A 24,608-nucleotide genomic window follows, 5' to 3' on the forward strand; every position below is an offset into this window, starting at 1 on the left:
AGGGACGTACGGCGATGACCGACATGACGACGACCCCCGAGGGCGAGCACGAGCCGCAGGTGTCGACCCGCAAGACCACCCGGCGCGGCGGCGGAGATCCGGCGGCCCGCGGGCGGACGACCATCGCCGACGGCGTCGTGGAGAAGATCGCGGGCCTCGCGGCCCGGGACGTGGTCGGCGTCCATGCCATGGGCAGCGGCCTGGCCCGCACCTTCGGCGCCGTGCGCGACCGGGTGCCCGGCGGCTCCAGGTCGGTGACACGGGGCGTGAAGGCCGAGGTGGGCGAGGTGCAGACCGCGCTCGACCTGGAGATCGTCGTGGACTACGGCGTCGCGATCGCCGATGTGGCCCGCGCCGTGCGGGAGAACGTGATCGCCGCAGTGGAACGCATGACCGGCCTTGAGGTGGTCGAGGTCAACATCGCGGTCAGCGACGTGAAGCTGCCCGAGGAAGAGGACGAGGAGCCCGAGCCGCCGCGCATCCAGTGACGCACCGGCGACCCGACACCGCACATCCGACGAGCTGAGGAGTGCTGCATGAGCATGGCCGTGGTCGGCATGATCGCCGGAATGGCGCTGGGTTTCGCCGGGTACTTCGGCGGTTTCGGTGCCTTCCTGCTGGTGGCGGCGCTGGGCGCGATCGGGTTCGTCATCGGCCGGTTCGCGGAGGGCGACCTGGAACCGGGTGAGTTCTTCCGCACCCGCGACGACCGGCGCGACCGGCGGCGGTGACCGGCGGTGACCGCCGAGCCCGGCGCGGCGAGCCCGCCGTCGGCCCCCGTGCCGCCGGGCGCGCGCGGTGCCACCCGGATCGCCGACCGGGTCGTCGCGAAGATCGCCGCGCAGGCCGCCCGCGAGGCGCTGCCGCCGCTGCCCGCCGGCGCGGCCGTCCCGCACGCCACGGTCGTCGTGAACCAGGAGTCCGCCCGCGTACGCGTCCACGTCGAACTCGGCTACCCCTGCGACATCGGCGCCCACTGTGCCGCCGTGCGTCGCCAAGTCGCCGAGCGGGTAGGCGCGTTGGTGGACATGGCGGTGGCCGAGGTCGCCGTCCAGGTCGAACGGCTGCACCCGGCACCGCACGGGAGGGCATGATGAGCGAGCCGCGGACGACCGCCCCGACCCTCGACAAGGATCCCGCCCCCACACCGCCGGCCGCCGAGGGCAGCGGTCGCCTCTGGTCACCGCGCCGCGTGCCGGCCGCCGTCGTCGCGGCCCTGCTGCTGGCCGGCGCCGGTCTCCTGCTGTACGACATCGCCGCCGTACGCGCCCATCACCCCGCGATGCGCTGGCGCCGCGCACTGGCCCGGCAGCTGGCCGAACGGCCCCTGGACGACACCTGGGTGCTGACCGGCGCGGCCGTCGCCGCCGCCCTCGGCCTCTGGCTGATCGTCCTCGCGGCCACACCCGGCCTCCGCGCCCTGCTGCCCATGCGGCGGCCGCACCCCGATGTCCGCGCCGCGCTCAGCCGCGAGGCGGCGGCACTGCTGCTGCGCGACCGGGCCATCGACGTGACCGGCGTGCGGTCGGTCCGGGTGCGGATGCGCCGCCGGAAGGCCGACGTCCGTGCCGTCTCGCACTTCCGTGACCTGGACGACGTACAGACCGACCTGGACACCGTCCTCAGGGAGGCGATCCGGGGCCTCGGCCTGAGCCGGCCGCCCACGCTGTCCGTCCATGTGACACGGCCCGGACGGAAGAGGTGACGGCGATGCGCCGGGGCGGACTCCACCGCGTCCTGCTGGCTCTCGTCGGCCTGCTCCTGTTCGCGCTCGGCGGTTCGGTGCTGGCCGTCGGCCTGGGCGCGCCGCCGCCCTCCTGGTGGATCCACACCGGCCCGCACGACGTCCTGCTCACCCGGGCCGAACGCACCCACTGGCGCGGCACCGGCTGGTGGTGGCCGGCCGTCCTCGCCGGCCTGGCGATCGTCGTCCTGCTCGCCCTGTGGTGGCTGACCACCATCCTGCGCCGCCGCCGGCTGACCGAGATCCTCATCGACACCGGCGACGGCGAGTCCGCCCTCCTGCGCGGCCGGGCCCTGGAGTCGGCCCTGGCCCAGGAGGCCGTCCAGCAGGAGGGCGTGGCCCACGCCGAGATCCAGCTCCGGGGCCGTCGTACGACCCCCACGGCCAGGGTCTGGCTCCAACTGGAGCCGTATGTCGACCCGTCGACCGCCCTGAACGACTTCACGGCCCAGGCCCTGACCCGTGCCCGCGCATCGGCGCGGCTGGTGTCCCTGCCGGCCCAGGTGCGGCTGAGGGCGGTCAAGCACCGTGCGGAGAGGGTCACTTGAGGCAAGCGGCGACCGTCAGAACCCGTGCCTCATTCCCCCGTCGACAGGCAACATGATCCCGGTCAGATAGGACGCGGCCGGAGACAGCAAGAACGCCGCGACCCGGCCGAACTCCTCCGGCGCCCCGTACCGACGCAACGGAATCCGGGACTCGTTCGCAGCCCGAGTGGCCTCAGGGTCAGCGGACAACCCGTCCAGCTCGCGCACGCGGTCCGTGTCGATGCGCGACGGCAGCAGCCCCAGCACCCGGATCCCCCGTGGCCCCAGCTCGTCCGCGAGGGACTTGGCGAATCCGGCGAGCCCGGGCCGCAGCCCGTTGGAGATGGTCAGTCCCCCGATCGGCTCGTGCACCGACGCCGACAGCACGAACCCGATCACCCCGCCCGGCTCCAGCTCGGCCGCCGCCGCCCGCGCGAGCCGCACCGCTCCGAGGAACACCGACTCGAACGCGTTCCGCCACTGCTCGTCGGTGTTGTCCGCGACGAAACCGGGCGCCGGCCCGCCCACGCTCACGAGCACCCCGTGGAAGCCGCCGAAGTGCTCACGGGCAGCCGCGACGAGCCGCTCGGGAGCCTGCGCGTCGGAGTTGTCGACGGCGACACCCACCGCGTTCGGGCCCAGTTCCGCGGCCGCCTCCGCGACCCGCTTCTCGTCCCGTCCGCTGATGACGACCTTCGCCCCGTCGGCGACCAGCTCGCGCGCGGCCGCGTTGCCCAGCCCGCGGGTCGCGCCCGTGACGACGTACACCCGGTCCTTCAGTCCAAGATCCATGGCCCCTATCCTGCCCGGTCGTCCCCGAAGAGCGTGAGCGCGGTGTTCACCAGGGCGATATGACTGAAGGCCTGCGGGAAGTTGCCCACCTGGCGGCCCTGCTGGGGGTCGTACTCCTCCGCCAGCAGCCCCACGTCGTTGACCAGACCCAGCAGCCTCTCGAACAGGTCCCGGGCCTCCTTCTGGCGGCCCGTCATGTGCAGGGCGTCCGCGAGCCAGAACGAGCAGGCGAGGAACGCGCCCTCGCCCCCGGGCATGCCGTCCACGCCCACCGCGTCGGTGTCGTAACGGCGCACGAAGCCGCCGTGGCCCAGGTCCGCGCGGATCGCGTCGACCGTGCCGATCACCCGGGGGTCGTCGGGCGGCAGGAAGCCGACCCGGGGGATCAGCAGCAGGGCGGCGTCCAGTTCGCGCGAGCCGTAGTACTGGGTGAAGGTTCCGCGCCGGGGGTCGTAGCCCCGCTCGCACACCTCCCGGTGCACCTCGTCGCGCATCGCCCGCCAGCCGTCCGCATCGCCCGCCAGCTCCGGGTGCTTCTCCAGCGTCCGTACGGCGCGGTCGGCGGCCACCCACACCATCACCTTCGAGTGCACGAACTGGCGCCGGCCGCCGCGCACCTCCCACAGGCCCTCGTCGGGCTGCCGCCAGGACGACTGCAGGAACGTCATCAGCGAGCGCTGCAACGCCCACATGTGCGGCTTGGTGGGCAGGCCCGCGCCGCGCGCCAACGACAGCGAGTCCATGACCTCGCCGTACACGTCCAGCTGGAGCTGGTCGACGGCGCCGTTGCCGACGCGCACGGGCGCGGAGCCGGCGAAGCCGGGCAGCCAGGGCAGCTCCCATTCCGGCAGCCGCCGCTCGCCCGCCAGGCCGTACATGATCTGCAGGTCGGCCGGGTCGCCCGCCACCGCGCGCACCAGCCAGTCGCGCCAGGCCTCGGCCTCCTTGTGATAGCCCGCGGCCAGCATGGCGCCGAGGGTGAGGGTCGAGTCGCGCAGCCAGCAGTAGCGGTAATCCCAGTTGCGCACGCCCCCCAGCTCCTCGGGCAGCGAGGTGGTGGCCGCGGCGACGATCCCGCCCGTCGGGGCGTAGGTGAGCGCCTTGAGGGTGATCAGGGACCGTACGACGGCGTCCCGGTACGGCCCGTCGTAGCGGCAGCGGGACGCCCAGCGCCGCCAGCCCCGGACGCTGCTGGTCAGCGCCTCGTAGGGGTCGACGAGCGGTGGGCGGCGCTCGTGCGAGGGATGCCAGGTGAGCACGAACGCGACCCGCTCGCCCTCGGCGACGGTGAACTCCGAGTGGGTGCTGAAGTCCTCGCCCCAGGTGCGCACGGCCGGTTCCGAGCGCAGCCAGACCGAGTCCGGCCCCGCGACGGCCACCCGGTGCCCGTCCGAGCGGCGCATCCACGGCACGATCGAGCCGTAGTCGAAGCGCAGACGGAGGGTGCTGTGCACGGTGACCCGGCCGCTGACGCCTTCGACGACGCGTACGACGTCGGGGGCACGGTCGCGCTGCGGCATCAGGTCGGTGACGCGGACCGTGCCCTCGCGGGTGTCCCACTCGGTGTCGAGGACGAGGGTGTCGGGCCGGTAGGCGCGGCGGGTGCAGGTGCGCGCTCCCTCGGGGGCGATCCGCCAGTATCCGTGGTCCTCGTCGCCCAGCAGCCGGGCGAAGCAGGCGCCGGAGTCGAAGCGGGGCAGGCACAGCCAGTCGATCGAGCCGTCCCGGCCGACCAGGGCGGCGGTCTGCTCGTCGCCGATGAGGGCGTAGTCCTCGATGCGCGCGTTCACGGGAACCGGTTTCCCGGCGGGCCAGAGGGCCAATCAGGTGGTGCGCCGGGGGAGTGACGTCCCCGCGAGGGACGCTTTCGCGCGGCTATACGACGGCCGGTTCCGTCTCCTCCTGCTGCGCCTGCGCGCCGGCCTCCTCCAGGTCGCGGATCTCCCGCCGGACCAGGAACCACCAGCCGACCGGCACGCCCGCGGCGAACAGCCACCACTGGATCATGTACGCGTAGTTCAGCGGGGCGTCCTCGCTGCCCGGGTCGGAGATCTGTTCCGGGGAGTCGGTCTGGGGCCCCGTCTGCTCGATGTAGCCGCCGAGCACCGAAGCGCCGAGCCGGTGCGCCTCCTCCGCACTGTTGATCAGCATGATCTGCCGGTCGGGGAGGCCCTGGACGTTCTTGATGCCGCTCGCCGCGGTGGTCTCGTCGGCCATCAGCCGCCCGGTGATGGTGGTCCGGCCGGACGGCGGGGCGGGGACCTTCGGGAACGCGGTCTGGGCTCCGTCGGCCGGGATCCAGCCGCGGTTGACGAGCACCACCTTGCCGTCGCTGAGGACGAACGGCGTGAGCACATGGAAGCCGACCTCGTTGTCGGAGTTGGTCCGGCGCCGGACCACGACCTCCTTGGCGGTGTCGAAGGTGCCGGTCGCGGTGACCGTGCGGTACTTCTCGGTGCGGGTCACGGTGTGCCCGGGGGAGGACAGCCGCTCGACCGGGACCGGCCCCGCGTGCAGCGCCGAGGAGACCAGGTCGTTGCGCGCGGTGCGCTCCTCGTACCGGTGCTTCTGCCAGAAACCCAGCCTGATCATCGTCGGGATCAGCGCGATCGCGACGATGGTGAGGATCACCCACTGGCGGGACAACAGGAAGCGGTAGCGATGCACCCCACGACGGTACCTCCGTGCCGTGGGGTGCATTCAGGCGGGTACCGGGTCACACCCGGTCGACGATTCCCGTCTTCCCTTCCGCACGGGCGCAGTGCGCGCCGCAGTACCACTTGTCGTCGGCCTCCACGCCCTGGCCGATGATCTGCACCCGGCAGTGCTCGCAGAGGGGAGCCATCCGGTGGATCGCACAGGAGAAGCAGTCGAACACATGAACTGCGCCCTGGGCATGGACCTCAAAGGTCATTCCATAGTCATTGCCGCAAACTTCACATTTAGCCATGTGCCACAGGGTGGGCCGTCGCCGGGATCAGGGCGAGCGGGTTCCGGGTGAGTCGTATGCCTATCACCCATTCGTACGATCACTCGTCGGCGGGCTCGACGTCCCGCAGCAGCTGCCCGAACGCGGCCTCGTCGACGACCGGCGTGCCGAACTGCCGCGCCTTGGCCACCTTCGACGTGCCCGAGTCGGGGTCGTTGGTCACCAGCAGGCTGGTCAGCCGCGAGATGCTGGACGCCACATGCAGACCGGCCTCGGTGACCCGGTCCTCCAGCAGGTCGCGGTCGACGGAGGTGTCACCGGAGAACGCCACCCGCATGCCCTGTTTGAGGCGTTTGCCGTCTTCGTAGCGACCCGGATTGGGGTAGGGGCATGCGGGCCTCTTGCGGGAGGGGCGCCAACTGCCGGACCGGTAGCCGCCGTAGCCGCCCTGTCCGCCGCCCGACTGCCGGGGCACCGCGCGGTCGGACCACTCCGTCAGCGGCCGGCACTCCAGCAGCGGCAGCCGTACACCGCCCGCGGCGGCGGCCCGCAGACTGGGCCGGAACGCCTCCGCCAGCACGCGCGCGTCGTCCAGCGCGTGGTGCGCCCGCTGCTGTACGACGCCGTAGTGCGCCGCCAGGGACTCCAGCTTGAAGTTGGGCAGCGGCAGGCCCAGCTCCTTCGACAGCGCGATGGTGCACAGCCGCTGACGCACCGGCGCCTCGCGCTGCGCGCGCGCGTACTCCCGCGCGATCATCTGCCAGTCGAAGGCGGCGTTGTGCGCGACCAGCACCCGGCCCTCCAGCCGGGCCGTGAACTCCTCGGCGATGTCCGCGAAGAGCGGCGCCCCTTCGAGCACCTCGGTCGTCAGACCGTGTATCCACACGGGTCCCGGATCGCGCTCCGGGTTGACCAGCGTGTACCAGTGGTCCTCGACCTCGCCGCGCTCGTCCAGCCGGTAGACGGCCGCCGAGATGATGCGGTCGTCCCGGGCCAGGCCGGTGGTCTCCACGTCAACGACCGCGTATCCCTTCGGATACACGGTCGGCCACTGGGTGGCGGAGGACACTGCGGTCGCACGGTCTTCGAGCATGGTCACTGAGGATACGGGCCACGACTGACAGTCCTGACCTTCAGGTGCCGATGGCCCCGCCGGTTTCCGCCCAGCCGCTCGGCCACCGCACGCGCGTGCGTACCGGTGCCCCGCCGGGGTGCCGCACCGGGGACCGCTGCTCGGACGTGTGCCCGGCTGCACCTGCGTCATAAGTGACGGTCTGTCAGGGATGGGCGCGCCAGAAGACCGACTTCTCCATGAAGTTCCTTCCCGCGGTGGACGGAGCGTTGGGCGCCGCTGGTGTCGATGGCCGGGGAGCGTCGGTGCGGTGTGCGTGGTCCTTGGGGTGCGATCCTCCCTGCTGTGACGGAACCCACCCACGAAGAGGCCCACGGGGGCGCGCTCGGCTCGCGGCTGAACTGGCTGCGGGCCGCCGTGCTCGGCGCGAACGACGGCATCGTCTCCACCGCGGGCATCGTCGTCGGCGTGGCGGGCGCGACCGGGAGCCGGTCCGCCCTGCTCACCGCCGGACTGGCCGGCCTGCTCGCCGGGTCGATGTCAATGGCGGCCGGCGAGTACGTCTCCGTCTCCACCCAGCGTGACTCCGAGGTGGCCGCGCTGGCCGTGGAGAAACGGGAACTGAGGGAGCAGCCGGAGGCCGAGCTGCTGGAGCTGACCACCATGCTCCAGGAGCGCGGCCTGTCCCACGAGGTGGCCCGGGAGGCCGCCGAACAGCTCACCGCGCGGGACGCGCTGCGGGCGCACGCGCGCGTGGAACTCGGAATCGACCCCGACGAGCTGGCCAACCCCTGGCACGCGGCCTGGGCGAGCTTCCTGGCCTTCACCGTGGGCGCGCTGCTGCCGCTGCTGGCCATCGTCCTGCCCCCGGCCGCCTGGCGGCTGCCCGTGACCGTCGTCTCCGTCCTGGCCGCGCTCGTCCTCACCGGCTGGACCAGCGCCCGGCTCGGCGCGGCGGACCCGGGACGCGCGGTGCTGCGCAACGTGGTGGGCGGAGCGCTGGCCATGGGGGTCACCTACGCGGCCGGCAGCCTGCTGGGCGCCGCGGGCGTCTGACCGCGCATGAGGACCGACCCTGTCGGCACCGCGCCCTTGGCCCTGTCATGCCCCGCGCCCTGCCCGACGGCACCCTCGCCGAGCGGCCCCCGCCTGCCTCGGCGTACGGTGAGGTGCGCTCGACCACCCCCTGAGCGCACCGCACGATCCCGCACGAGAAGGACCCTCGCCATGCGCGCCACCACCATCCACGCCCCGTACGACATGCGCGTGGAGGACGTGCCCGAGCCCGTGGTGCAGCTGCCCAGCGACGCCGTGGTGCGGGTGCTGCGCGCGTGCATCTGCGGCAGCGACCTGTGGGCCTACCGCGGTGAGGCGGCCCGGCAGCCGGGCCAGCGGATCGGGCACGAGTTCCTCGGCGTCGTCGAGGAGACCGGCTCCGAGGTGAGCACGGTCAAGCGCGGCGATCTCGTGGTGGCGCCCTTCATGTGGTCCGACGGCGTCTGCGACTACTGCCGCGAGGGCCTGACGACGTCCTGCGAGCACGGCGGCTTCTGGGGCTCCGTCGGCTACGACGGCGGCCAGGGCGAGGCCGTGCGCGTCCCGTTCGCCGACGGCACCCTCGTCCAGCTGCCGAAGGACGCGGCCGGCGACGACCACCTGCTGTCCGCCCTGCTGACCCTCTCCGACGTCCTCGGCACCGGCCACCACGCGGCCCTCGGCGCGGGCGCCCGGCCCGGCGCCACGGTCGCCGTCGTCGGTGACGGCGCGGTCGGCCTGTGCGCCGTCCTGGCCGCCAAGCGGCTCGGCGCCGAGCAGATCATCGCGCTCGGCCGGCACGAGGTCCGTACCGACATCGCGCGCCGCTTCGGCGCCACCGACGTCGTCGCCGAGCGCGGGGACGCGGCCGTCGAGGCCGTCCGGGAACTCACCCGTGGCCAGGGCGCGCACGCCGTTGTCGAAGCCGTCGGTACGGAGCAGTCCATGCGTACCGCGGTCAACATCACCCGCGACGGCGGCGCGATCGGCTTCGTGGGCGTGCCGCACGGCAGCGGCACCGGCCTCGACCTCGGCGTCATGTTCGACCGGAACATCGCCCTGCGCGGCGGTGTGGCCCCGGTCCGCGCCTACATCCCCGACCTGCTGCCCGACGTCCTGGACGGCACGATCGACCCCTCGCCCGTGTTCGACATGACCGTCGGCATCGAGGGCGTGCCCGAGGGCTACAAGGCGATGGACGAGCGCACCGCCCTCAAGGTGCTCGTCACCAACGGCTAGTGCCGGGGCACTGGATCCCCGCTAGGACCAGCGGATCGGCACGGGCAGCGCCGTGAGCAGGCCTGAGACCGCGACGACCGTACCCAGGGCGACCACCTCGGCCCGCGCGGGCGCGCAGGCGGTCAGCGGGTCGGCGGCGCGGCCCAGCCGGATCCGTGCCCACAGGGCGAGCAGCGCGACGGCGGCGACCAGGATCACCTTGGCCAGCAGGGTGCGTCCGTACGCCGTCGTCGTCAGCTGGTCCAGGATCGTGGCCGACGGCATACGGCGCAGCGAACTGCACACGCCCGTCGCGGTGATGGCCGCCAGCAGGACGGCCGCCACGCGCGCGTAGAGGGCGAGCAGCGCGGCCCCGGCCGGGTCGCCGCGCCAGAGCCGGAGCAGCCGCAGGGTGTGCAGCAGACCGCCGGTCCACAGCGCCGCGCACGTCAGGTGCACCAGTGTCAGACCCGAGCCGGCCAGCGGGCTCTGCTCGGTCGTGGGATGCGCGCGCAGCGCCTCCGCGACCACCACGGCGGCCAGCGGCCACACCTGTGCCGCCGGGCGCCGGGAGAACGCGCACAGGGCCGCCAGCAGAAAGCCGTTGACCTCCAGCAGCGCCAGCTTTCCGTCGCTGGAGCCGTACAGGCCGCCGACGTCGATCTGGTCGAGGCGGTGCGGGATCAGATTGCCTGCGGACACGACCGAGGCGAGCGCCAGCGCGGCCACGAAACCGGCGGCGGTGGCGAACGGCGCCCAGCTGCGCGGCCGTTCGGGCGGTACGCCGGGCAGGCGCCGGGCGAGCCGGTGCGCGAACAGCTCGCCGAGGGGCACGCTCACGGCGGCGAACAGCACCGCGCGCAGCAGCCCGATGCCGCCGACCCCCGGCGCGGCGGCCTCGCCGGTGCCGTGCAGCGCGGCCGACGGCCCGAGCAGGGGGATCAGGGCGCCCAGCGCCACCAGGACCAGCAGGGCGACGGCCCGTCCGCTGCCGGGCCGCCGGGCGGCGCCGCTGCTGTCGGTCACCTCGGCGGTCGGTCGTATCAAGCGCACCCCTGATCTTCGCCAGCCGCCGCAGAATCGGGCAAGTGCCGGAAAACAAACAGGGGTACGGCATTCCACGCATACGTATGTTTCCGGCCGCCCGCGTCCTCACCGCCAGCGGGCGCTGTCCGACCCCCAGGGCACCGGGGGCCGCGCCCAGTCGGCGGGGCCGCCGACGAAGGCCACCGGCGGCCGCGCGTGCCGCAGCCGCCCCAGCGGGCCGTCCGTCTCGGTCAGCCAGGCCTCGGGCCCCGCGTACGGCGCAGCCGTGGCGGCACCCGGCCGGGTCCCGTCCGTCAGCCAGCGCGCGGTGCGGGCCAGCGCCAGCCGCACCAGCCGGCCGCCCCCGTCGTACGACTGCTCGGTCAGCGCCCGCAGGACGGCCGCCGCGAGCAGATAGCCGGTGCCGTGGTCCAGCGCCTGCGCGGGCAGCGCGCCCGGCTGCTCGGCCGAGCCCTCGGTCGCGGCGATGCCGGTCGCGACCTGCACCAGGCTGTCGAAGCCGCGCCGCCCGCACCAGGAGCCGTACGCGCCCCATGCCGAGACCTGCGCCACGACCAGGCCGGGCCGCCGCGCGAAGAGCGCCTCGGGGGAGAGCCCGAACCGGTCGAGGGCGCCCGGCCGGTAGCCCGTGACGACGACGTCGGCCGAGGCCAGCAGCTCCTCGAAGGCGCCGGGGTCGGCGCTCAGATCGAGCGTGGCGGACCGCTTCCCGAAGCCCGTGTCCGCGTGCTGGTCGGGGAGTTCGGGCAGCCAGGGGGCGTCCACGCGGAGCACGTCCGCGCCCAGCAGGGCGAGGGTGCGGGTGGCGACCGGGCCGGCGAGGACCCGGGTCAGGTCCAGCACGCGCAACCCTGCGGCAGGCAGCAGCGGAGCGGCGGCCGGGTCCAGCGGCGCGAGCACGCGCGCGGGCGCCGCGGCCGGCCGCTCGCGCTCCACCAGCGGTCGTGCGGCCACAGCGGCGGCCTGCTCGTGCGCCCGCCACTCCTTGGGGGTACGCAGGGCCACGGCGAGGCCGCCGGCGCCGTAGGCGGCCTCCTCGATCTCCAGCGCGGAGCGCTCGGCGAGCCGGGCGGCCACCGCCTCCACCGACGCGTCCGCCGGCAGATCCAGCGCGCCGAGCAACCGGGCCCGGTGGTGCGGGTAGTTGGCGTGGGTGCGCACCCAGCCGTCGGCGGTCCGCCAGAACCGCGACAGCGGCGCGAAGACGACCGGGGCCCGCCCGTCGAGCAGCAGATGCCGTTCACTGTGGAAGGCGGCCGCCACGGCGCCGTCGTCGACCCGGACGCCGGGCACCTCGGCGAGCCCGGCCCGGCGGGCCGCCAGTTCCGCTGCGGCCAGGGCACAGGTGCCGACACAGGCACGGGCCAGTTCTCGTACGGGAAGGCGCGCTTCGAGCGCGCCTTCCCGCGTCGCGGTGGTGAGCCGTGCCAGATGGGCGGGATCGCCGCCCAGAGCGGACCAGGCGTACTTGATTGCAGTCATGACTGCACTATGCAGTATTGATGCAATCAATATATTGAGGCCCTTGGTTAGACCTGGTCTATCCGGTCTATCTGGTCACCGCGGCCAACGCGTCCGCCATGCCGAAGCCGTAGAAGCCGTTGTAGTTCTTCATCCCCTCGCACACCGCGTCGACCTTGCCGTCACCGTTGATGTCGTACGGGTCCGTGCACGGCGTCGCGTTGGCCTCCGCGTAGAGCAGTGCCTTGACCAGCGAGGCCGGGGCGTGTGGATGGGTTGACTTGATCAATGCGGCAACACCCGCGACATGCGGGGTCGCCATCGACGTACCGGCCATGTAGCCCCACTTGCCGCCCGGCAGCGGGCCCAGGATCTGTCCGCTGATCGCCGGGGGCTCCGGCTTCTGGTAGGCGGTCGAGTCGCCGCCGGGCGCCGCGATGTCGATGACGCCGAGGCCGTAGTTGGAGAAGGACGACTTCAGGCCCTTCGCGCCCGTGGCCGCGACCGTCACGACCCCCGGCAGCTGGGTCGGTATGTCGTAGCACGTGTGCGGGTCGATCACACGGTCCGCCGGGGTGCCGTCGTTCGGGGAGGCCGGGTCGGTGATCGAGTCGGAGGCGAGGTCGTAGTTCTCGTTGCCCGCCGCCGCGACATTGACCGTGCCCTTGTCCTGCGCGTACCGCGAGGCCCGGGTGACGGCGTCGACCAGCGCCTTCTGATCCGGGTCGGTGGTGCAGTTGAAGTACCACGGGTCCGTGTAATAGCTGTTGTTGGTCACGTCGACGTGGTGCTCGGCCGCCCACACGAAGCCGCAGACCACGGCCTCGGTGTAGAAGTACCCCTTCGGGTTGCCGGCCTTGATGCCGGCCACCTTGACGCCCGGCGCCACGCCCGTGATGCCGACGCCGTTCTTCGCCCCCGCGATCTCCCCCGCGACGTGCGTGCCGTGCGGGCTCTCCGACGCGCTCGGCCGCCAGGCGCCGTCCGTCGTGTCGGGCTTGCCGGAGACGCAGTTGACGGAGGCGGCGCGGTCGAAGTTGGGTGCGATGTCCGGGTGGGTGTCGTCCACGCCGGTGTCGATGACGGCGACCGTGACGTCCGGGCTGCCGAGGGTCTTCTCGTGCGCCTTGTCCGCCTTGATGGCCGGCAGGTCCCACTGCAGCGGCTCCAGCGGATCCTGCCCCGCCGTCGCCTGCGCGCCGGCCGCGGCGATCTCCTGCGCACTGAGCGCCTTCGGGGCGCCCTCGTCGGTGGTGGACTGGGCGGGCAGCGGCGCGTTGCGCGTGGCACCCGCCGAGTTCACCCCGCGCACCGTACGGATCTCCTTGGCGAAGTCCGGGTCGGCGGAGTGGGCGACGATCACGCCGATCTGGTCGTACGCGATCACGACCGAGCCGCCGGCCTCGGTGATCGCCTGCTGCACGTGCGCCGAAACGCCGTGCCCGGGGCGGATGTTGACGACATAGCTGAGCAGGGGCCCGTCGGCGGTGGCCGCCCGGGTGTGGTCCGCCGCCGACGCGGTGACGTTCGGCAGGAACGCGAGTGCCGTGGCCAGGGCCATCCCGGCCGGGATGGCGAGGGCGCGGCGGAAGTGCGGCTTGGGCGCTGTCATGGGTCGGTTCACTCCAGTTCGTTCGCGGTACGAGCGTGCCGTGCGGGAAGTCCGGGAGGAATGCGGCTACTTGACTACTCGACCGCGCGCAGCGCGTCCACCACACCCCAGCCGTAGAAGCCGTTGACGCGGGCGTTGCCGACGCAGGTCGCGTCCACGACCCCGTCCCCGTTGCCGTCGTAGGGGCCGCTCGGGCAGCCCGGGTTGTCCGCCTCGGCCTTCAGAAGGGCCTGCAACTGGGCCGGAGTGGCGTGCGGATGCGCCGACTTCAGCAGCGCGGCGACGGCGGCCACGTGCGGCGAGGCCATCGAGGTGCCCTGGAGGAAGCCGTACTGGTTGTTCGGCAGGGTGGACAGGATGCGGCCGTTCTTCGACGGCGTGTCCGGGATCTGGTACTTGTCGCCGCCCGGCCCCGCCACGTCGATCACGCCCTGGCCGTAGCTGGAGTAGTACGACTTGGCGCCCTTGACGCCCACCGCGCTCACGGTCACCACGCCGGGCAGCTGGGTCGGCACGTCGAAGCACTCGTGCGGGTCGACCGTGCGGGTCGTGGCGGTGGAGTCGTCGGGGCTGGAGGTGTCCGTGATCGCGTCCGCGTCCAGGTCGTGGTTGGAGTTGCCCGCCGAGGCCACATTGAGCGTGCCCTTGCGCTGTGCGTACAGCTGGGCCCTGTTGACCGCGTCGACGATGGCACGTTGATCGGGGTCGTCCATGCAGTTGTACATCCATGGATCAACGTAGTAGCTGTTGTTGGTTATCTGGATGCCGTGGTCGGCGGCGAACACGAAGGCGCAGACCACGCTCTCCGGGTAGAACAGCGAGGTCGCGTCCGGCTGGGCCACCGTGATGCTCGCGACCTTCACGCCCGGCGCCACGCCGGCCACGCCTATGCCGTTGCGGGCCGCGGCTATCTCGCCGGCCACATGGGTGCCGTGGAAGTGGTGGTCGGCGTCCACCGGGCGCCACGCGCCGTACGTCGTGTCCGCCTTGCCGCTCACGCAGTTCGCCGACTGGGAGGCGGAGAAGTTCGGGGCGATGTCCGGGTGGGTGTCGTCGACGCCGGTGTCGATGACACCGACGGTCACGCTGCTGCTGCCCGGGTCGATCCGCGCGGCCTTGTCGGCGCCGATCGCCCGCAGATCCCACTGGTCCGCCTCGTACGGCTCCTCGCCCGGCGCCGCGCTCTCGGTGAGCCTCTCGGCCTCCGCCTTCGACAGGACCTGCACCGCGCCCTCGTCGGTCGTCTCCGCGGCACTCAGCGGCGCGGTGCGTGTGGCGCCCGCCGAGTCCACCCCGCGCACCGCACGCATCCGCGCGGAGAAGTCCGGGTTCGCGGAGTGGGCGACGATCACGCCGATCCTGTCGTAACTGGCCACCACGGAGCCGCCGTTGTCGCCGATCGCGCGCTGCACGGACTCGATCGTGCGGTGGTCCGTACGGGTGTTGACCACGTACGCGAGGTTTGGTCCGTCCGCCGCCCGCGCCGCCGGGGCGACGGAGGGCGCCGCCGAGGCCGCCGCCGGCAGGAACCCGAGCGAGGCGGTCAGCGACAGCACGACGGGCACGGCGAGCGCGAGCCGGCGTCTGGAACGCAGATGAGCCATGGGATCTCCACATCATCCGGATACGAAACAGCCCGAGACACGGTGGCGCTCGGGCAGGTACATGACGAGTGGTGCAGGCAGAAGCTATCCCCACGGCTCGTCGGACAGCAATGTCTTGGCAATGGCTTGCCCAGACCGCTTGCGAAAGAACTCATAGGACTTGAACCGGCCCTCGCGTGGCGCCGTGGACCTTGGACAGGGAGCGCGAGCACGATCGATCCCCCCGTCCGTCACCGCACCCGTAACGCGAGGAGATTCCGTGGCCACCGAGACACCGCCCCCCGCCACACCGGGGACCCCCCTTCCCTCCACCGAGGAGTTCACCGAGGTGCAGCAGAGCGCGGAGTTCGGTGAACTGCGCCGCGCCCACCGCTCCTTCGCCTTCCCGCTGACCATCGCCTTCACCGCGTGGTACCTCCTGTACGTGCTGCTCTCCAACTACGCGGGCGGTTTCATGGGCACCAAGGTCGCCGGCAACATCAACGTCGCCCTCGTCCTCGGTCTCGCCCAGTTCCTCACCACCTTCCTCATCGCCTGGTGGTACGCCCGGCACGCCGCCGCGAACCTCGACCCCAAGGCCGAGGCCATCAAGTCCCGGATGGAGGGCGGCGCATGAGCCCCGCAGCACACACCCTGCTGGCCGCCGGCGAGGCGAGCCAGCACCGGACGCTGATCATCACCCTGTTCGCGGTGTTCGTCGCCGCGACCCTCGTCATCACGGTCTGGGCGGGCCGGCAGACCAGGGACGCGGCCGACTTCTACGCCGGCGGACGGCAGTTCACCGGTTTCCAGAACGGACTCGCCGTGTCGGGCGACTACATGTCCGCCGCGTCCTTCCTCGGCATCGCGGGCGCCATCGCCCTCTTCGGCTACGACGGCTTCCTGTACTCCATCGGCTTCCTCGTCGCCTGGCTCGTCGCCCTGCTCCTGGTCGCCGAGCCGCTGCGCAACTCCGGCCGCTACACGATGGGCGACGTGCTGGCGTACCGGATGCGCCAGCGGCCCGTTCGCACGGCCGCCGGCACCTCCACGATCGTCGTCTCGATCTTCTACCTGCTCGCGCAGATGGCCGGCGCCGGCGTCCTCGTCTCGCTCCTGCTCGGCATCACCAGCGACGGCGGCAAGATCGGCATCGTCGCCCTGGTCGGCGTCCTGATGATCGTGTACGTCACCATCGGCGGCATGAAGGGCACCACCTGGGTCCAGATGGTCAAGGCGGTGCTGCTGATCGCCGGCGCTCTGCTGCTGACCTTCCTGGTCCTGCTGAAGTTCCACTTCAACATCTCCGATCTGCTCGGCAGGGCCGCCGACAACAGCGGCAAGGGCACGGCCTTCCTGGAGCCCGGCCTGAAGTACGGCGCCACCGGCACCACCAAGCTGGACTTCATCTCGCTCGGCATCGCCCTGGTCCTCGGCACCGCGGGCCTGCCGCACATCCTGATCCGCTTCTACACCGTCCCGACGGCCAAGGCCGCGCGGAAGTCGGTCATCTGGGCGATCGGCCTGATCGGCGCCTTCTATCTGATGACCCTCGCCCTCGGCTTCGGCGCGGCGGCCCTCATCAAGCCGGCCGAGATCATCGCCTCCAACAAGGCGGGCAACACCGCGGCGCCACTCCTGGCGCTGCACCTGGGCGGTGTCGACTCCGACTGGGGCGCGATCCTGCTCGCGACCATCTCGGCGGTCGCCTTCGCGACGATCCTCGCGGTCGTCGCGGGCCTCACCCTGGCCTCCTCGTCGTCCTTCGCGCACGACATCTACGCCAACGTCATCAAGAAGGGGCAGGCCACCGAGGAACAGGAGCTGGGCGCGGCCCGCTGGGCGACCGTCGGCATCGGCGCGGTCTCGATCGTCCTCGGCGCCCTGGCCCGCGACCTCAACGTGGCCGGCCTCGTCGCCCTCGCCTTCGCGGTCGCGGCCTCCGCCAACCTGCCGACCATCCTCTACAGCCTGTTCTGGAAGCGGTTCACCACCCAGGGCGCCCTGTGGTCGATCTACGGCGGCCTGGTCACCGCGGTCGGCCTGGTGCTGTTCTCCCCGGTGGTCTCCGGCAGCCCGGCCTCGATGTTCCCCGACGTCGACTTCCACTGGTTCCCGCTGGAGAACCCCGGCATCATCTCCATCCCCGTCGGCTTCCTGCTCGGCGCCCTGGGCACCCTGCTGTCGAAGGAGGCCCCAGACGCCGGCAAGTACGCCGAACTGGAGGTGCGGTCCCTGACCGGCACCGGAGCGCACTGACACCTTCGTACGACGGCCGCGTCGCCCGGGACTGTACGGTCCTACGACGCGGCCGCCGCGCACCTCGTGGGATCGGGCCGCTGTCGATGTCAGTGGTGTCACGTAGGCTCATTGATGACGGACGGCTCACCCGTGACGGAAAATGAGCGGAGCGAGAGGGAGGGGGCCCACGTGCTCATCGACACCTACGGCCGAGTGGCCACCGACCTGAGGGTCTCGCTGACCGACCGCTGCAATCTGCGCTGCACGTACTGCATGCCCGAGGAGGGACTGCAGTGGCTGGCCAAGCCCGACCTGCTCACGGACGATGAGATCGTCCGCCTCATCGACATCGCCGTGCGCCTGCTCGGCATCGAGGAGGTCCGCTTCACCGGCGGTGAGCCCCTGCTGCGCCCGGGCCTGGTCGGCATCGTCGAGCGCGTCGCCGCTCTCGCCCCGCGCCCCCAGATGTCCCTCACCACCAACGGCATCGGCCTGAAGCGCACCGCGACCGCCCTGAAGGCCGCCGGCCTGGACCGGGTCAACGTCTCCCTGGACACCCTCCGCCCGGACGTCTTCAAGACCCTGACCCGCCGCGACCGCCACAAGGACGTCATCGAGGGCCTGGAAGCCGCCCACGCGGCCGGCCTCACCCCCGTCAAGATCAACTCGGTCCTGATGCCGGGCCTGAACGAGAACGAGGCCCCCGACCTGCTGGCCTGGGCGATCAAGCACGACTACGAGCTGCGGATCATCGAGCAGATGCCCCTGGACGCCCAGCACGGCTGGAAGCGCGAGGGCATGGTCACCGCCGGAGACATCCTCGCCTCCCTGCGTACCCGCTTCGACCTCACCCCCGAGGGCGCCGACGAGCGCGGCTCGGCACCGGCGGAGCGCTGGCTGGTCGACGGCGGCCCGCACCGGGTCGGCGTCATCGCCTCGGTCACCCGCCCCTTCTGCGCCGCCTGCGACCGCACCCGCCTCACGGCCGACGGCCAGATACGCACCTGCCTCTTCGCGACCGAGGAAACCGATCTCCGCGCAGCCTTGCGCTCCGCCGCCCCGGACGAGGAGATCGCCCGCATCTGGAAGCTGGCGATGTGGGGGAAGAAGGCGGGAGCAGGCCTGGACGACCCGTCGTTCGTCCAGCCGGACCGGCCGATGTCGGCGATCGGCGGCTAGGCCCTGTCGTTTGGATCGGGCCGGCTATGAGGTGTGGTGCCTTCCAGTCGACCCGAGCAGGGTCTGGTGCGTGCAGCTGCAAGGCGGAGGAGGGAGCCGACGCGGAGCGTCGGCGAGTGACGACAACGCGGCAGATGTGCGTGCAAGACCCTGCGACGCCGGGATGATCCAAACGACAGGGCCTGGGACAGCCCTAGGCCCCTTCGGGATCCTGCCAGTCCGCGAACTTCACCACGTCCTTCAGGAACCCCCTGACCCCGAGGAACTGCGACAGATGCTCGCGATGCTCCTCGCACGCGAGCCATGTCTTGCGCCGCTCCGGCGTATGGATCTTCGGGTTGTTCCACGCCAGCACCCACACGGCAGTGGCGCGGCAGCCCTTGGCGGAGCAGATCGGGGTCTCGTCACTCACAGGTTCGTCCCACAGAAAGAGGCCCGGACAAGGCGACGCCGAGCAGCCACGGGGGGAGCTGCCCGGCGTCGGTCCGTCGCTCCGACGGGGGATGCGGAGCGCGTACGCAGTATGTCACGGGTACCCCGCCGCCCGGCACTGGAACTACACGATTGATCTGAGCTTTTCTTGAGCTTGACGGGAGGTCGCATTCCGCATCCACCGCGCCCGCCGCCTTCACGTGGGGTCGGGCCGCTCACCATGTGCCCCCGCCGGATGAGCTGCAGCGTCCTCCGGAACGGATTCCGCTTGTGCCCCCTCCGCACGCGGCGGCGTGATCATCAGCCGCGTCGGCGCGATGCCGAACGTCGAAGGCAGCGAAGGCGGCCGCTCCCGGCCCGCGTTCGCGATCACCACGGCCACATAGGGAAGCAGCGCACCGGCCACAAGCGCGACGAAGGCGACGTACCGCTCGACATTCCACAGCGCGACAGCGAGGATCACCGACGCCGTGCGGATCGTCATCGAGATGACGTACCGCCGCTGCCGGCCCCGCACATCCTCAGCGAGTCCCGTCCGGGCCCCGGTGATCCGGAACACCTGGGCGCCGCCACCGTGCTGTTTCCGCATCACATTCCACCATCCGCCCGCATCGGACTCTCCCTGGCCCGCCGTCGCCCCACCCCCGGTGGGGAACCGGCCGGGACATCTCCCACGTTACGCCGCGGCTGCGACGGGTACGAGACCGGGTCGCCCGCTGCCTGCGGTAATGCCTCCGGCCCCGCCGCGCACAGGGGACCCCGACATGCGCCGTACGGCCCACCGACCCACACTGGCCGTAATGCTCACGTCGAGCCGTACGAGGAGGCAGCCATGGGCTGGTTGTGGGCGATCATCGTGGGATTCGTACTGGGCCTCATCGCCAAGGCGGTCATCCCCGGCAAGCAGCACAGCCCACTGTGGCTGACCACCATCTGCGGCATGCTCGGCGCCATCGTGGGCAACGCGATCGCCCGCGCCGTGGGCGTCGCGGCGACCCGCGGCATCGACTGGAGCCGGCACGTCTTCCAACTGGTGGCCGCGATCATCATCGTCGCGGCCGTGGACGCCCTCTACATGGCGACGCTGGGTAAGAGGAAGCAGCAGCGAGTCGGGGCTTGAAAGCACGCTGACACGCTGAGGGGGAACGCCCGAAAGGGGCGCGGGGCCGCATCGACATACGGCCCCGCCGCGCGTGGGCGCGAGAACCACGGACGAGCCGCAGTCGCCAGTCCACACACGCCCCCCTACGGCACTCAGGCGGTCGTGACCTCCACAGCCGCAAGGTTCTTCTTCCCGCGCCGCAGCACCAGCCACCGCCCGTCCAGCAGATCCTCGGTCGCCGGCACCGCGTCCTCCGCGGCGACCTTCACGTTGTTCACGTAGGCCCCGCCCTCCTTCACGGTCCGCCGCGCGGCGGACTTGCTGGCCACCAGACCGACCTCGGCGAACAGGTCGACCACCGGACCCAGCTCGGCGACCTGGATGTGCGGCACCTCGGACAGCGCCGCAGCCAGCGTCCGCGCGTCCAGCTCCGCCAGCTCGCCCTGGCCGAAGAGGGCCTTGGACGCGGCGATCACGGCGGCCGTCTGGTCGGCGCCGTGCACCAGCGTCGTCAGCTCCTCGGCGAGCGCACGCTGCGCGGCGCGGGCCTGCGGCCGCTCCTCGGTCTGCCGCTCCAACTCCTCGATCTCCTCGTGGGACTTGAAGCTGAAGATGCGCAGGAACTTGGAGACGTCCCGGTCGTCGGCGTTGACCCAGAACTGGTAGAACGCGTACGGCGTGGTCATCTCGGGGTCGAGCCACACCGTGCCGGACTCGGTCTTGCCGAACTTGGTGCCGTCCGCCTTGGTGATCAGCGGGGTGCCCAGCGCGTGCACCACGGCGTCCGGCTCGACCCGGTGGATCAGGTCGGTGCCGGAGGTCAGGTTGCCCCACTGGTCGCTGCCGCCGGTCTGCAGCGTGCAGCCGTACCGCCGGTACAGCTCCAGGAAGTCCATGCCCTGCAGGATCTGGTAGCTGAACTCGGTGTAGCTGATGCCCGCGTCGGAGTTGAGCCGCCGGGAGACGGCCTCCTTGGCGATCATCTTGTTGACCCGGAAGTGCTTGCCGATGTCCCGCAGGAACTCGATGGCCGACAGGCCCTGGGTCCAGTCCAGGTTGTTGACCATGACCGCGGCGTTCGGACCCTCGAAGTCCAGCAGCGGCTCGATCTGCGCGCGCAGCCGCTCCACCCACTGGGCGACGATCTCCGGCGCGTTCAGCGTGCGCTCCGCGGTGGGCTTCGGGTCACCGATCAGACCGGTGGCACCCCCGACCAGGCCCAGCGGGCGGTGGCCCGCCTGCTGGATGCGGCGCATCGTCAGGATCTGCACCAGGTTGCCGAGGTGCAGACTGGGCGCGGTCGGGTCGAAGCCGCAATAGAACGTGACGGGACCGTCCGCGAACGCCTTGCGCAGTGCGTCCTCGTCGGTGGAGAGGGCGATGAGCCCGCGCCACTTCAGTTCGTCGACGATGTCCGTCACGGTTCTCGTGTCTCCTCGGTGATCTCGGGGCGGTCGGGTGACAGCCGTCTACGAGGTTATACGCCCTGACTGACAGAGCTCATGTTGAAATCCGGGATCCGCAGCGCGGGCATCGCGGCCCGGGTGAACCAGTCGCTCCACTCGCGCGGCAGCGTCTTCTCCGTACGCCCCGCCTCCGTGGCCCGCCGCAGCAGCCCCACCGGCGACTCGTTGAACCGGAAGTTGTTCACCTGCCCGGTCACCTCGCCGTTCTCCACGAGGTAGACGCCGTCCCGGGTCAGGCCCGTGAGCAGCAGTGTCGCCGGGTCGACCTCGCGGATGTACCACAGGCAGGTCAGCAGCAGCCCGCGTTCGGTGTCCGCGACCATGTCCTGAAGCGAGCGGTCGTCCCCGCCGTCCAGGATCAGGTTCCCGAGCGCCGGGGCCACCGGCAGCCCGGTCAGGGCGGCGCTGTGCCGGGTGGTGGTCAGGTTCTTCAGCACGCCCTGGCCGATCCAGTCGGTGGCGTGGGCCGGCAGGCCGTTGTCGAACACGGACTGGTCGCCGCCCGAGGAGTGGGCCATCACGAACGGCGCGCACTCCAGGCCCGGCTCGTTCGGGTCGCTGCGCAGGGTCAGCGGCAGCTCGGAGAGCTTCTCGCCCACGCGCGTGCCGCCGCCCGGCCTGGAGAACACCGTGCGGCCCTCGGCCGCGTCCCGGCCCGAGGCCGACCACAGCTGGTAGATCAGCAGGTCCGCCACGGCCGTGGGCGGCAGCAGCGTCTCGTAGCGGCCCGCGGGCAGCTCCACCCGCCGCTCGGCCCAGCCGAGCCGTACGGCCAGCTCGGCGTCGAGCGCGCCCGCGTCGATGTCCTTGAAGTCCCGCGTGGAGCGGCCCGCCCACGCCGAGCGCGTGCCGTCGGGAGACTTGGCGTTCAGCTCCAGCGTGCCGGTGGGCTGGTCGTGCCGCAGGCGCAGTCCGGTCGACGTCCCCAGATACGTCGAGACCAGCTCGTGGTTGGCGAAGCCGTACAGCTCACGGCCGCCCGCACGCGCGCGTGCGAACGCGTCGCCGAGCGCCGGCGCGAAGTCGGCGAACACGGCGGAGGAGGTCTCGGCCGGCAGGTCCGTGAAGTCCGGCGACGCCGGAACGTCGCCGACCAGCGGCTGCGCGTCCTCGGCGGGCCCGGCACCGCGCGCGGCGGTCTCGGCGGCCCGCACCAGCGGCTCCAGCTCGTCCGCGGTGACCGCCGAGCGCGACACGACACCGGAGGCGGTGCCCTCCTTGCCGTCCACGGTCGCGATCACGGTGAGCGTACGACCGCGGGTCACACCGTTCGTGGTGAGCGCGTTGCGCGCCCAGCGCAGGTTGGCGGTGGAGTGCTCGTCGGCGATGACGACACAGCCGTCGGCCCGGGACAGCGCCAGCGCCTGCTCGACGATCTCGTGCGGCTTGTTCGTACGGGCGCTCATCGACCGGCCTCCTGGGTGGTGTTGAGAATGTTGACGCCCTTGAACAGGGCGGACGGGCACCCGTGCGACACGGCGGCCACCTGGCCCGGCTGGGCCTTGCCGCAGTTGAAGGCGCCGCCGAGGACATAGGTCTGCGGACCGCCCACAGCGGCCATCGAGCCCCAGAAGTCCGTCGTGGTCGCCTGGTAGGCGACGTCCTTCAGCTGCCCGGTGATCCGCCCGTTCTCGATCTTGAAGAAGCGCTGTCCCGTGAATTGGAAGTTGTACCGCTGCATATCGATCGACCAGGACCGGTCACCGACCACGTAGATGCCCCGGTCGACCCCGCCGATCAGGTCCTCGGTGGACAGCCCCGCCGGGTCCGGCCGGAGCGAGACGTTGGCCATGCGCTGCACCGGCACATGCGCGGGGGAGTCGGCGTACGCACAGCCGTTGGAGCGGTCGAAGCCGGTGAGCCGCGCGATCCGCCGGTCCAGCTGGTAGCCGACCAGTGTGCCGTCCTTCACCAGGTCCCAGGACTGCCCCTCGACGCCCTCGTCGTCGTACCCGATGGTCGCGAGGCCGTGCTCGGCGGTGCGGTCACCGGTGACGTTCATCAGCTCGGAGCCGTAACGGAGCATGCCCAGCTGGTCGAAGGTGGCGAAGGAGGTGCCGGCGTAGGCGGCCTCGTAGCCGAGCGCGCGGTCCAGCTCGGTGGCGTGGCCGATGGACTCGTGGATGGTCAGCCACAGGTTGGACGGATCGACCACCAGGTCGTACAGGCCCGCCTCCACGCTCGGCGCCCGCATCTTCTCGGCGAGCAGCTCCGGGATCCGCTCCAGCTCGCCGTCCCAGTCCCAGCCGGTGCCGGTCAGGTACTCCCAGCCCCGCCCGGCCGGCGGCGCGAGGGTGCGCATCGAGTCGAACTCGCCGCTGGACTCGTCCACCGACACCGCGGTCAGCTCCGGATGCAGCCGCACCCGCTGCTGGGTCGTCACGGTTCCGGCGGTGTCGGCGTAGAACTTGTTCTCGTGCACGGTGAGCAGCGAGGCGTCCACGTGGCTGACGCCGTTCGCGGCCAGCAGCCGGGTGCTCCAGTCCGCCAGCAGCGCGGCCTTCTCCGCGTCGGGCACCGAGAAGGGATCGATCTCGTACGAAGACACCCACGTCCGGTCCGTGTGCACCGGCTCGTCGGCCAGCTCGACGCGCTCCTGGGATCCGGCCGCCTTGATGACCTGCGCGGACAGCTTGGCCATGGCCACCGCCTGCGCGGCCACCCGGGCGGCCGCGTCCATGGTCAGATCCACACCGGAGGCGAAGCCCCATGTACCGCCGTGCACGACCCTGACCGCGTACCCGAGGTCGGTGGTGTCCGACGACCCGGCGGGCTTGGCGTCCCGCAGCCGCCAGGACGCGCTGCGCACCCGCTCGAACCGGAAGTCCGCGTGCTCGGCCCCGAGCGCACGCGCGCGTGCCAGCGCGGCGTCGGCGAGGGACCGTAGGGGAAGCGCCGTGAAGGCTTCGTCGATGGAATGAGGCACGGAGGTCTCCCTGCTGTCGTGGCCTGTCAGGTCCGATCATGTCGCGGCGGCGGCCCGGCGGACCACACGTTTCCCACCCCGACCGGCGGCGTTTCTGTAGGGACCCCACAGTGACTCCTGCCCGCCACTGTCGGTGCCCGATTGCCCACGGGCGCGGCCGTACCGATAGGTTTCCGATGAAGCCGCCTGTCATCCAGGTTTTCGGGCGGGTTGTCGGACATCTGCAGACCGCTATCGAAAGG

Annotated in this window: 25 protein-coding genes; 11 read left to right on the top strand and 14 right to left on the bottom strand. The window is 71.8% G+C overall.

The genetic code is table 11. The features are described from left to right. Positions 1-14 precede the first annotated feature (14 nt). From AB0L75_RS13105 to amaP, 5 genes are read left to right on the top strand one after another with little or no spacing between them, the layout of a single operon-like run. Positions 15-488 carry an Asp23/Gls24 family envelope stress response protein gene (locus AB0L75_RS13105; RefSeq protein WP_365179668.1) on the top strand — a complete coding sequence of 158 codons (474 nt, stop codon included), beginning with the start codon at positions 15-17 and terminating at the stop codon, positions 486-488. Between the two features lie 48 nt (positions 489-536). After that, the gene (locus AB0L75_RS13110; protein ID WP_365179670.1) at positions 537-731 is read left to right on the top strand and encodes a hypothetical protein; all 195 of its coding nucleotides are present in this window, start codon (positions 537-539) and stop codon (positions 729-731) included. A 6-nt stretch (positions 732-737) separates the two neighbouring features. Beyond that, a complete protein-coding gene (locus AB0L75_RS13115; protein WP_365179673.1) occupies positions 738-1,094 on the top strand; it encodes a hypothetical protein in 357 nt (118 codons plus the stop codon). After that, positions 1,094-1,705: a DUF6286 domain-containing protein gene (locus tag AB0L75_RS13120; protein ID WP_365179675.1), complete on the top strand. Its 612-nt coding sequence runs from the start codon at positions 1,094-1,096 to the stop codon at positions 1,703-1,705. The genes AB0L75_RS13115 and AB0L75_RS13120 overlap by 1 nt, the downstream gene beginning before the upstream one ends. A gap of 5 nt (positions 1,706-1,710) precedes the next feature. Next, positions 1,711-2,292 carry an alkaline shock response membrane anchor protein AmaP gene (amaP, locus tag AB0L75_RS13125; protein ID WP_365179678.1) on the top strand — a complete coding sequence of 194 codons (582 nt, stop codon included), beginning with the start codon at positions 1,711-1,713 and terminating at the stop codon, positions 2,290-2,292. Positions 2,293-2,307: 15 nt separating this feature from the next. On the opposite strand, the gene AB0L75_RS13130 is transcribed toward amaP, so the two are convergent. From AB0L75_RS13130 to AB0L75_RS13150, 5 genes are all read right to left on the bottom strand, one after another. Beyond that, entirely contained in the window at positions 2,308-3,063 is a 756-nt protein-coding gene (locus AB0L75_RS13130; RefSeq protein ID WP_365179681.1) for an SDR family oxidoreductase, read from the bottom strand. Positions 3,064-3,068: 5 nt separating this feature from the next. Next, on the bottom strand, positions 3,069-4,853 hold the full coding sequence (locus tag AB0L75_RS13135; protein ID WP_365179684.1) for a glycoside hydrolase family 15 protein: 1,785 nt from the start codon (positions 4,851-4,853) through the stop codon (positions 3,069-3,071). A gap of 85 nt (positions 4,854-4,938) precedes the next feature. Further along, positions 4,939-5,763, bottom strand: coding sequence for an SURF1 family protein (locus AB0L75_RS13140; RefSeq protein WP_365179687.1), 825 nt, complete (start codon positions 5,761-5,763; stop codon positions 4,939-4,941). 16 nt (positions 5,764-5,779) lie between these two features. Next, positions 5,780-6,013, bottom strand: a complete 234-nt coding sequence (locus tag AB0L75_RS13145; RefSeq protein WP_365179690.1) for a hypothetical protein — start codon at positions 6,011-6,013, stop codon at positions 5,780-5,782. Positions 6,014-6,092: 79 nt separating this feature from the next. Beyond that, positions 6,093-7,085: a DEDDh family exonuclease gene (locus tag AB0L75_RS13150; RefSeq protein ID WP_365179693.1), complete on the bottom strand. Its 993-nt coding sequence runs from the start codon at positions 7,083-7,085 to the stop codon at positions 6,093-6,095. Between the two features lie 324 nt (positions 7,086-7,409). Between AB0L75_RS13150 and AB0L75_RS13155 the strand changes: the two genes are divergently transcribed. Together AB0L75_RS13155 and AB0L75_RS13160 are read left to right on the top strand one after the other, a co-directional pair. Beyond that, positions 7,410-8,120, top strand: coding sequence for a VIT family protein (locus AB0L75_RS13155; RefSeq protein WP_365179695.1), 711 nt, complete (start codon positions 7,410-7,412; stop codon positions 8,118-8,120). 171 nt (positions 8,121-8,291) lie between these two features. Beyond that, the gene (locus AB0L75_RS13160) at positions 8,292-9,338 is read left to right on the top strand and encodes a zinc-dependent alcohol dehydrogenase family protein (RefSeq protein WP_365179698.1); all 1,047 of its coding nucleotides are present in this window, start codon (positions 8,292-8,294) and stop codon (positions 9,336-9,338) included. Between the two features lie 21 nt (positions 9,339-9,359). Here AB0L75_RS13160 and AB0L75_RS13165 read toward each other — a convergent pair whose 3' ends face one another. The 4 genes from AB0L75_RS13165 to AB0L75_RS13180 form a co-directional block, all read right to left on the bottom strand. Then, positions 9,360-10,370, bottom strand: coding sequence for a CopD family protein (locus AB0L75_RS13165; RefSeq protein ID WP_365179700.1), 1,011 nt, complete (start codon positions 10,368-10,370; stop codon positions 9,360-9,362). A 99-nt stretch (positions 10,371-10,469) separates the two neighbouring features. Beyond that, a complete protein-coding gene (locus AB0L75_RS13170; RefSeq protein WP_365179703.1) occupies positions 10,470-11,846 on the bottom strand; it encodes a CoA transferase in 1,377 nt (458 codons plus the stop codon). A gap of 67 nt (positions 11,847-11,913) precedes the next feature. Then, positions 11,914-13,437: a S8 family serine peptidase gene (locus AB0L75_RS13175; RefSeq protein WP_365179706.1), complete on the bottom strand. Its 1,524-nt coding sequence runs from the start codon at positions 13,435-13,437 to the stop codon at positions 11,914-11,916. 74 nt (positions 13,438-13,511) lie between these two features. After that, complete coding sequence (locus AB0L75_RS13180; protein ID WP_365179709.1) at positions 13,512-15,041, bottom strand: S8 family serine peptidase; 1,530 nt, start codon at positions 15,039-15,041, stop codon at positions 13,512-13,514. 259 nt (positions 15,042-15,300) lie between these two features. Between AB0L75_RS13180 and AB0L75_RS13185 the strand changes: the two genes are divergently transcribed. The 3 genes from AB0L75_RS13185 to moaA all read left to right on the top strand — a co-directional run bounded on the left by AB0L75_RS13185 (position 15,301) and on the right by moaA (position 18,440). Then, positions 15,301-15,657, top strand: a complete 357-nt coding sequence (locus AB0L75_RS13185; protein WP_365179711.1) for a DUF485 domain-containing protein — start codon at positions 15,301-15,303, stop codon at positions 15,655-15,657. Then, the gene (locus AB0L75_RS13190) at positions 15,654-17,279 is read left to right on the top strand and encodes a cation acetate symporter (RefSeq protein WP_365179714.1); all 1,626 of its coding nucleotides are present in this window, start codon (positions 15,654-15,656) and stop codon (positions 17,277-17,279) included. The genes AB0L75_RS13185 and AB0L75_RS13190 overlap by 4 nt, the downstream gene beginning before the upstream one ends. A gap of 171 nt (positions 17,280-17,450) precedes the next feature. Beyond that, complete coding sequence (gene moaA / locus AB0L75_RS13195; protein ID WP_365179717.1) at positions 17,451-18,440, top strand: GTP 3',8-cyclase MoaA; 990 nt, start codon at positions 17,451-17,453, stop codon at positions 18,438-18,440. A gap of 193 nt (positions 18,441-18,633) precedes the next feature. Here the strand turns inward: moaA and AB0L75_RS13200 are convergent, their stop codons facing one another. Together AB0L75_RS13200 and AB0L75_RS13205 are read right to left on the bottom strand one after the other, a co-directional pair. Continuing rightward, positions 18,634-18,852, bottom strand: coding sequence for a hypothetical protein (locus AB0L75_RS13200; protein WP_365179720.1), 219 nt, complete (start codon positions 18,850-18,852; stop codon positions 18,634-18,636). 216 nt (positions 18,853-19,068) lie between these two features. Then, a complete protein-coding gene (locus AB0L75_RS13205) occupies positions 19,069-19,461 on the bottom strand; it encodes a DUF3099 domain-containing protein (RefSeq protein WP_365179723.1) in 393 nt (130 codons plus the stop codon). Positions 19,462-19,704: 243 nt separating this feature from the next. Between AB0L75_RS13205 and AB0L75_RS13210 the strand changes: the two genes are divergently transcribed. Continuing rightward, the gene (locus tag AB0L75_RS13210) at positions 19,705-19,992 is read left to right on the top strand and encodes a GlsB/YeaQ/YmgE family stress response membrane protein (RefSeq protein ID WP_365179725.1); all 288 of its coding nucleotides are present in this window, start codon (positions 19,705-19,707) and stop codon (positions 19,990-19,992) included. 134 nt (positions 19,993-20,126) lie between these two features. Here the strand turns inward: AB0L75_RS13210 and tyrS are convergent, their stop codons facing one another. From tyrS to AB0L75_RS13225, 3 genes are read right to left on the bottom strand one after another with little or no spacing between them, the layout of a single operon-like run. Then, the gene (gene tyrS / locus AB0L75_RS13215) at positions 20,127-21,395 is read right to left on the bottom strand and encodes a tyrosine--tRNA ligase (protein ID WP_365179728.1); all 1,269 of its coding nucleotides are present in this window, start codon (positions 21,393-21,395) and stop codon (positions 20,127-20,129) included. 56 nt (positions 21,396-21,451) lie between these two features. After that, entirely contained in the window at positions 21,452-22,846 is a 1,395-nt protein-coding gene (locus tag AB0L75_RS13220; protein WP_365179731.1) for a TldD/PmbA family protein, read from the bottom strand. After that, positions 22,843-24,366, bottom strand: coding sequence for a TldD/PmbA family protein (locus AB0L75_RS13225; RefSeq protein ID WP_365179734.1), 1,524 nt, complete (start codon positions 24,364-24,366; stop codon positions 22,843-22,845). Before AB0L75_RS13225 ends, AB0L75_RS13220 begins: the two co-directional genes overlap by 4 nt. Between the last annotated feature and the right edge of the window lie 242 nt (positions 24,367-24,608).

It is taken from the genome of Streptomyces sp. NPDC052101 (assembly GCF_040680235.1).
Lineage (GTDB): Bacteria > Actinomycetota > Actinomycetes > Streptomycetales > Streptomycetaceae > Streptomyces.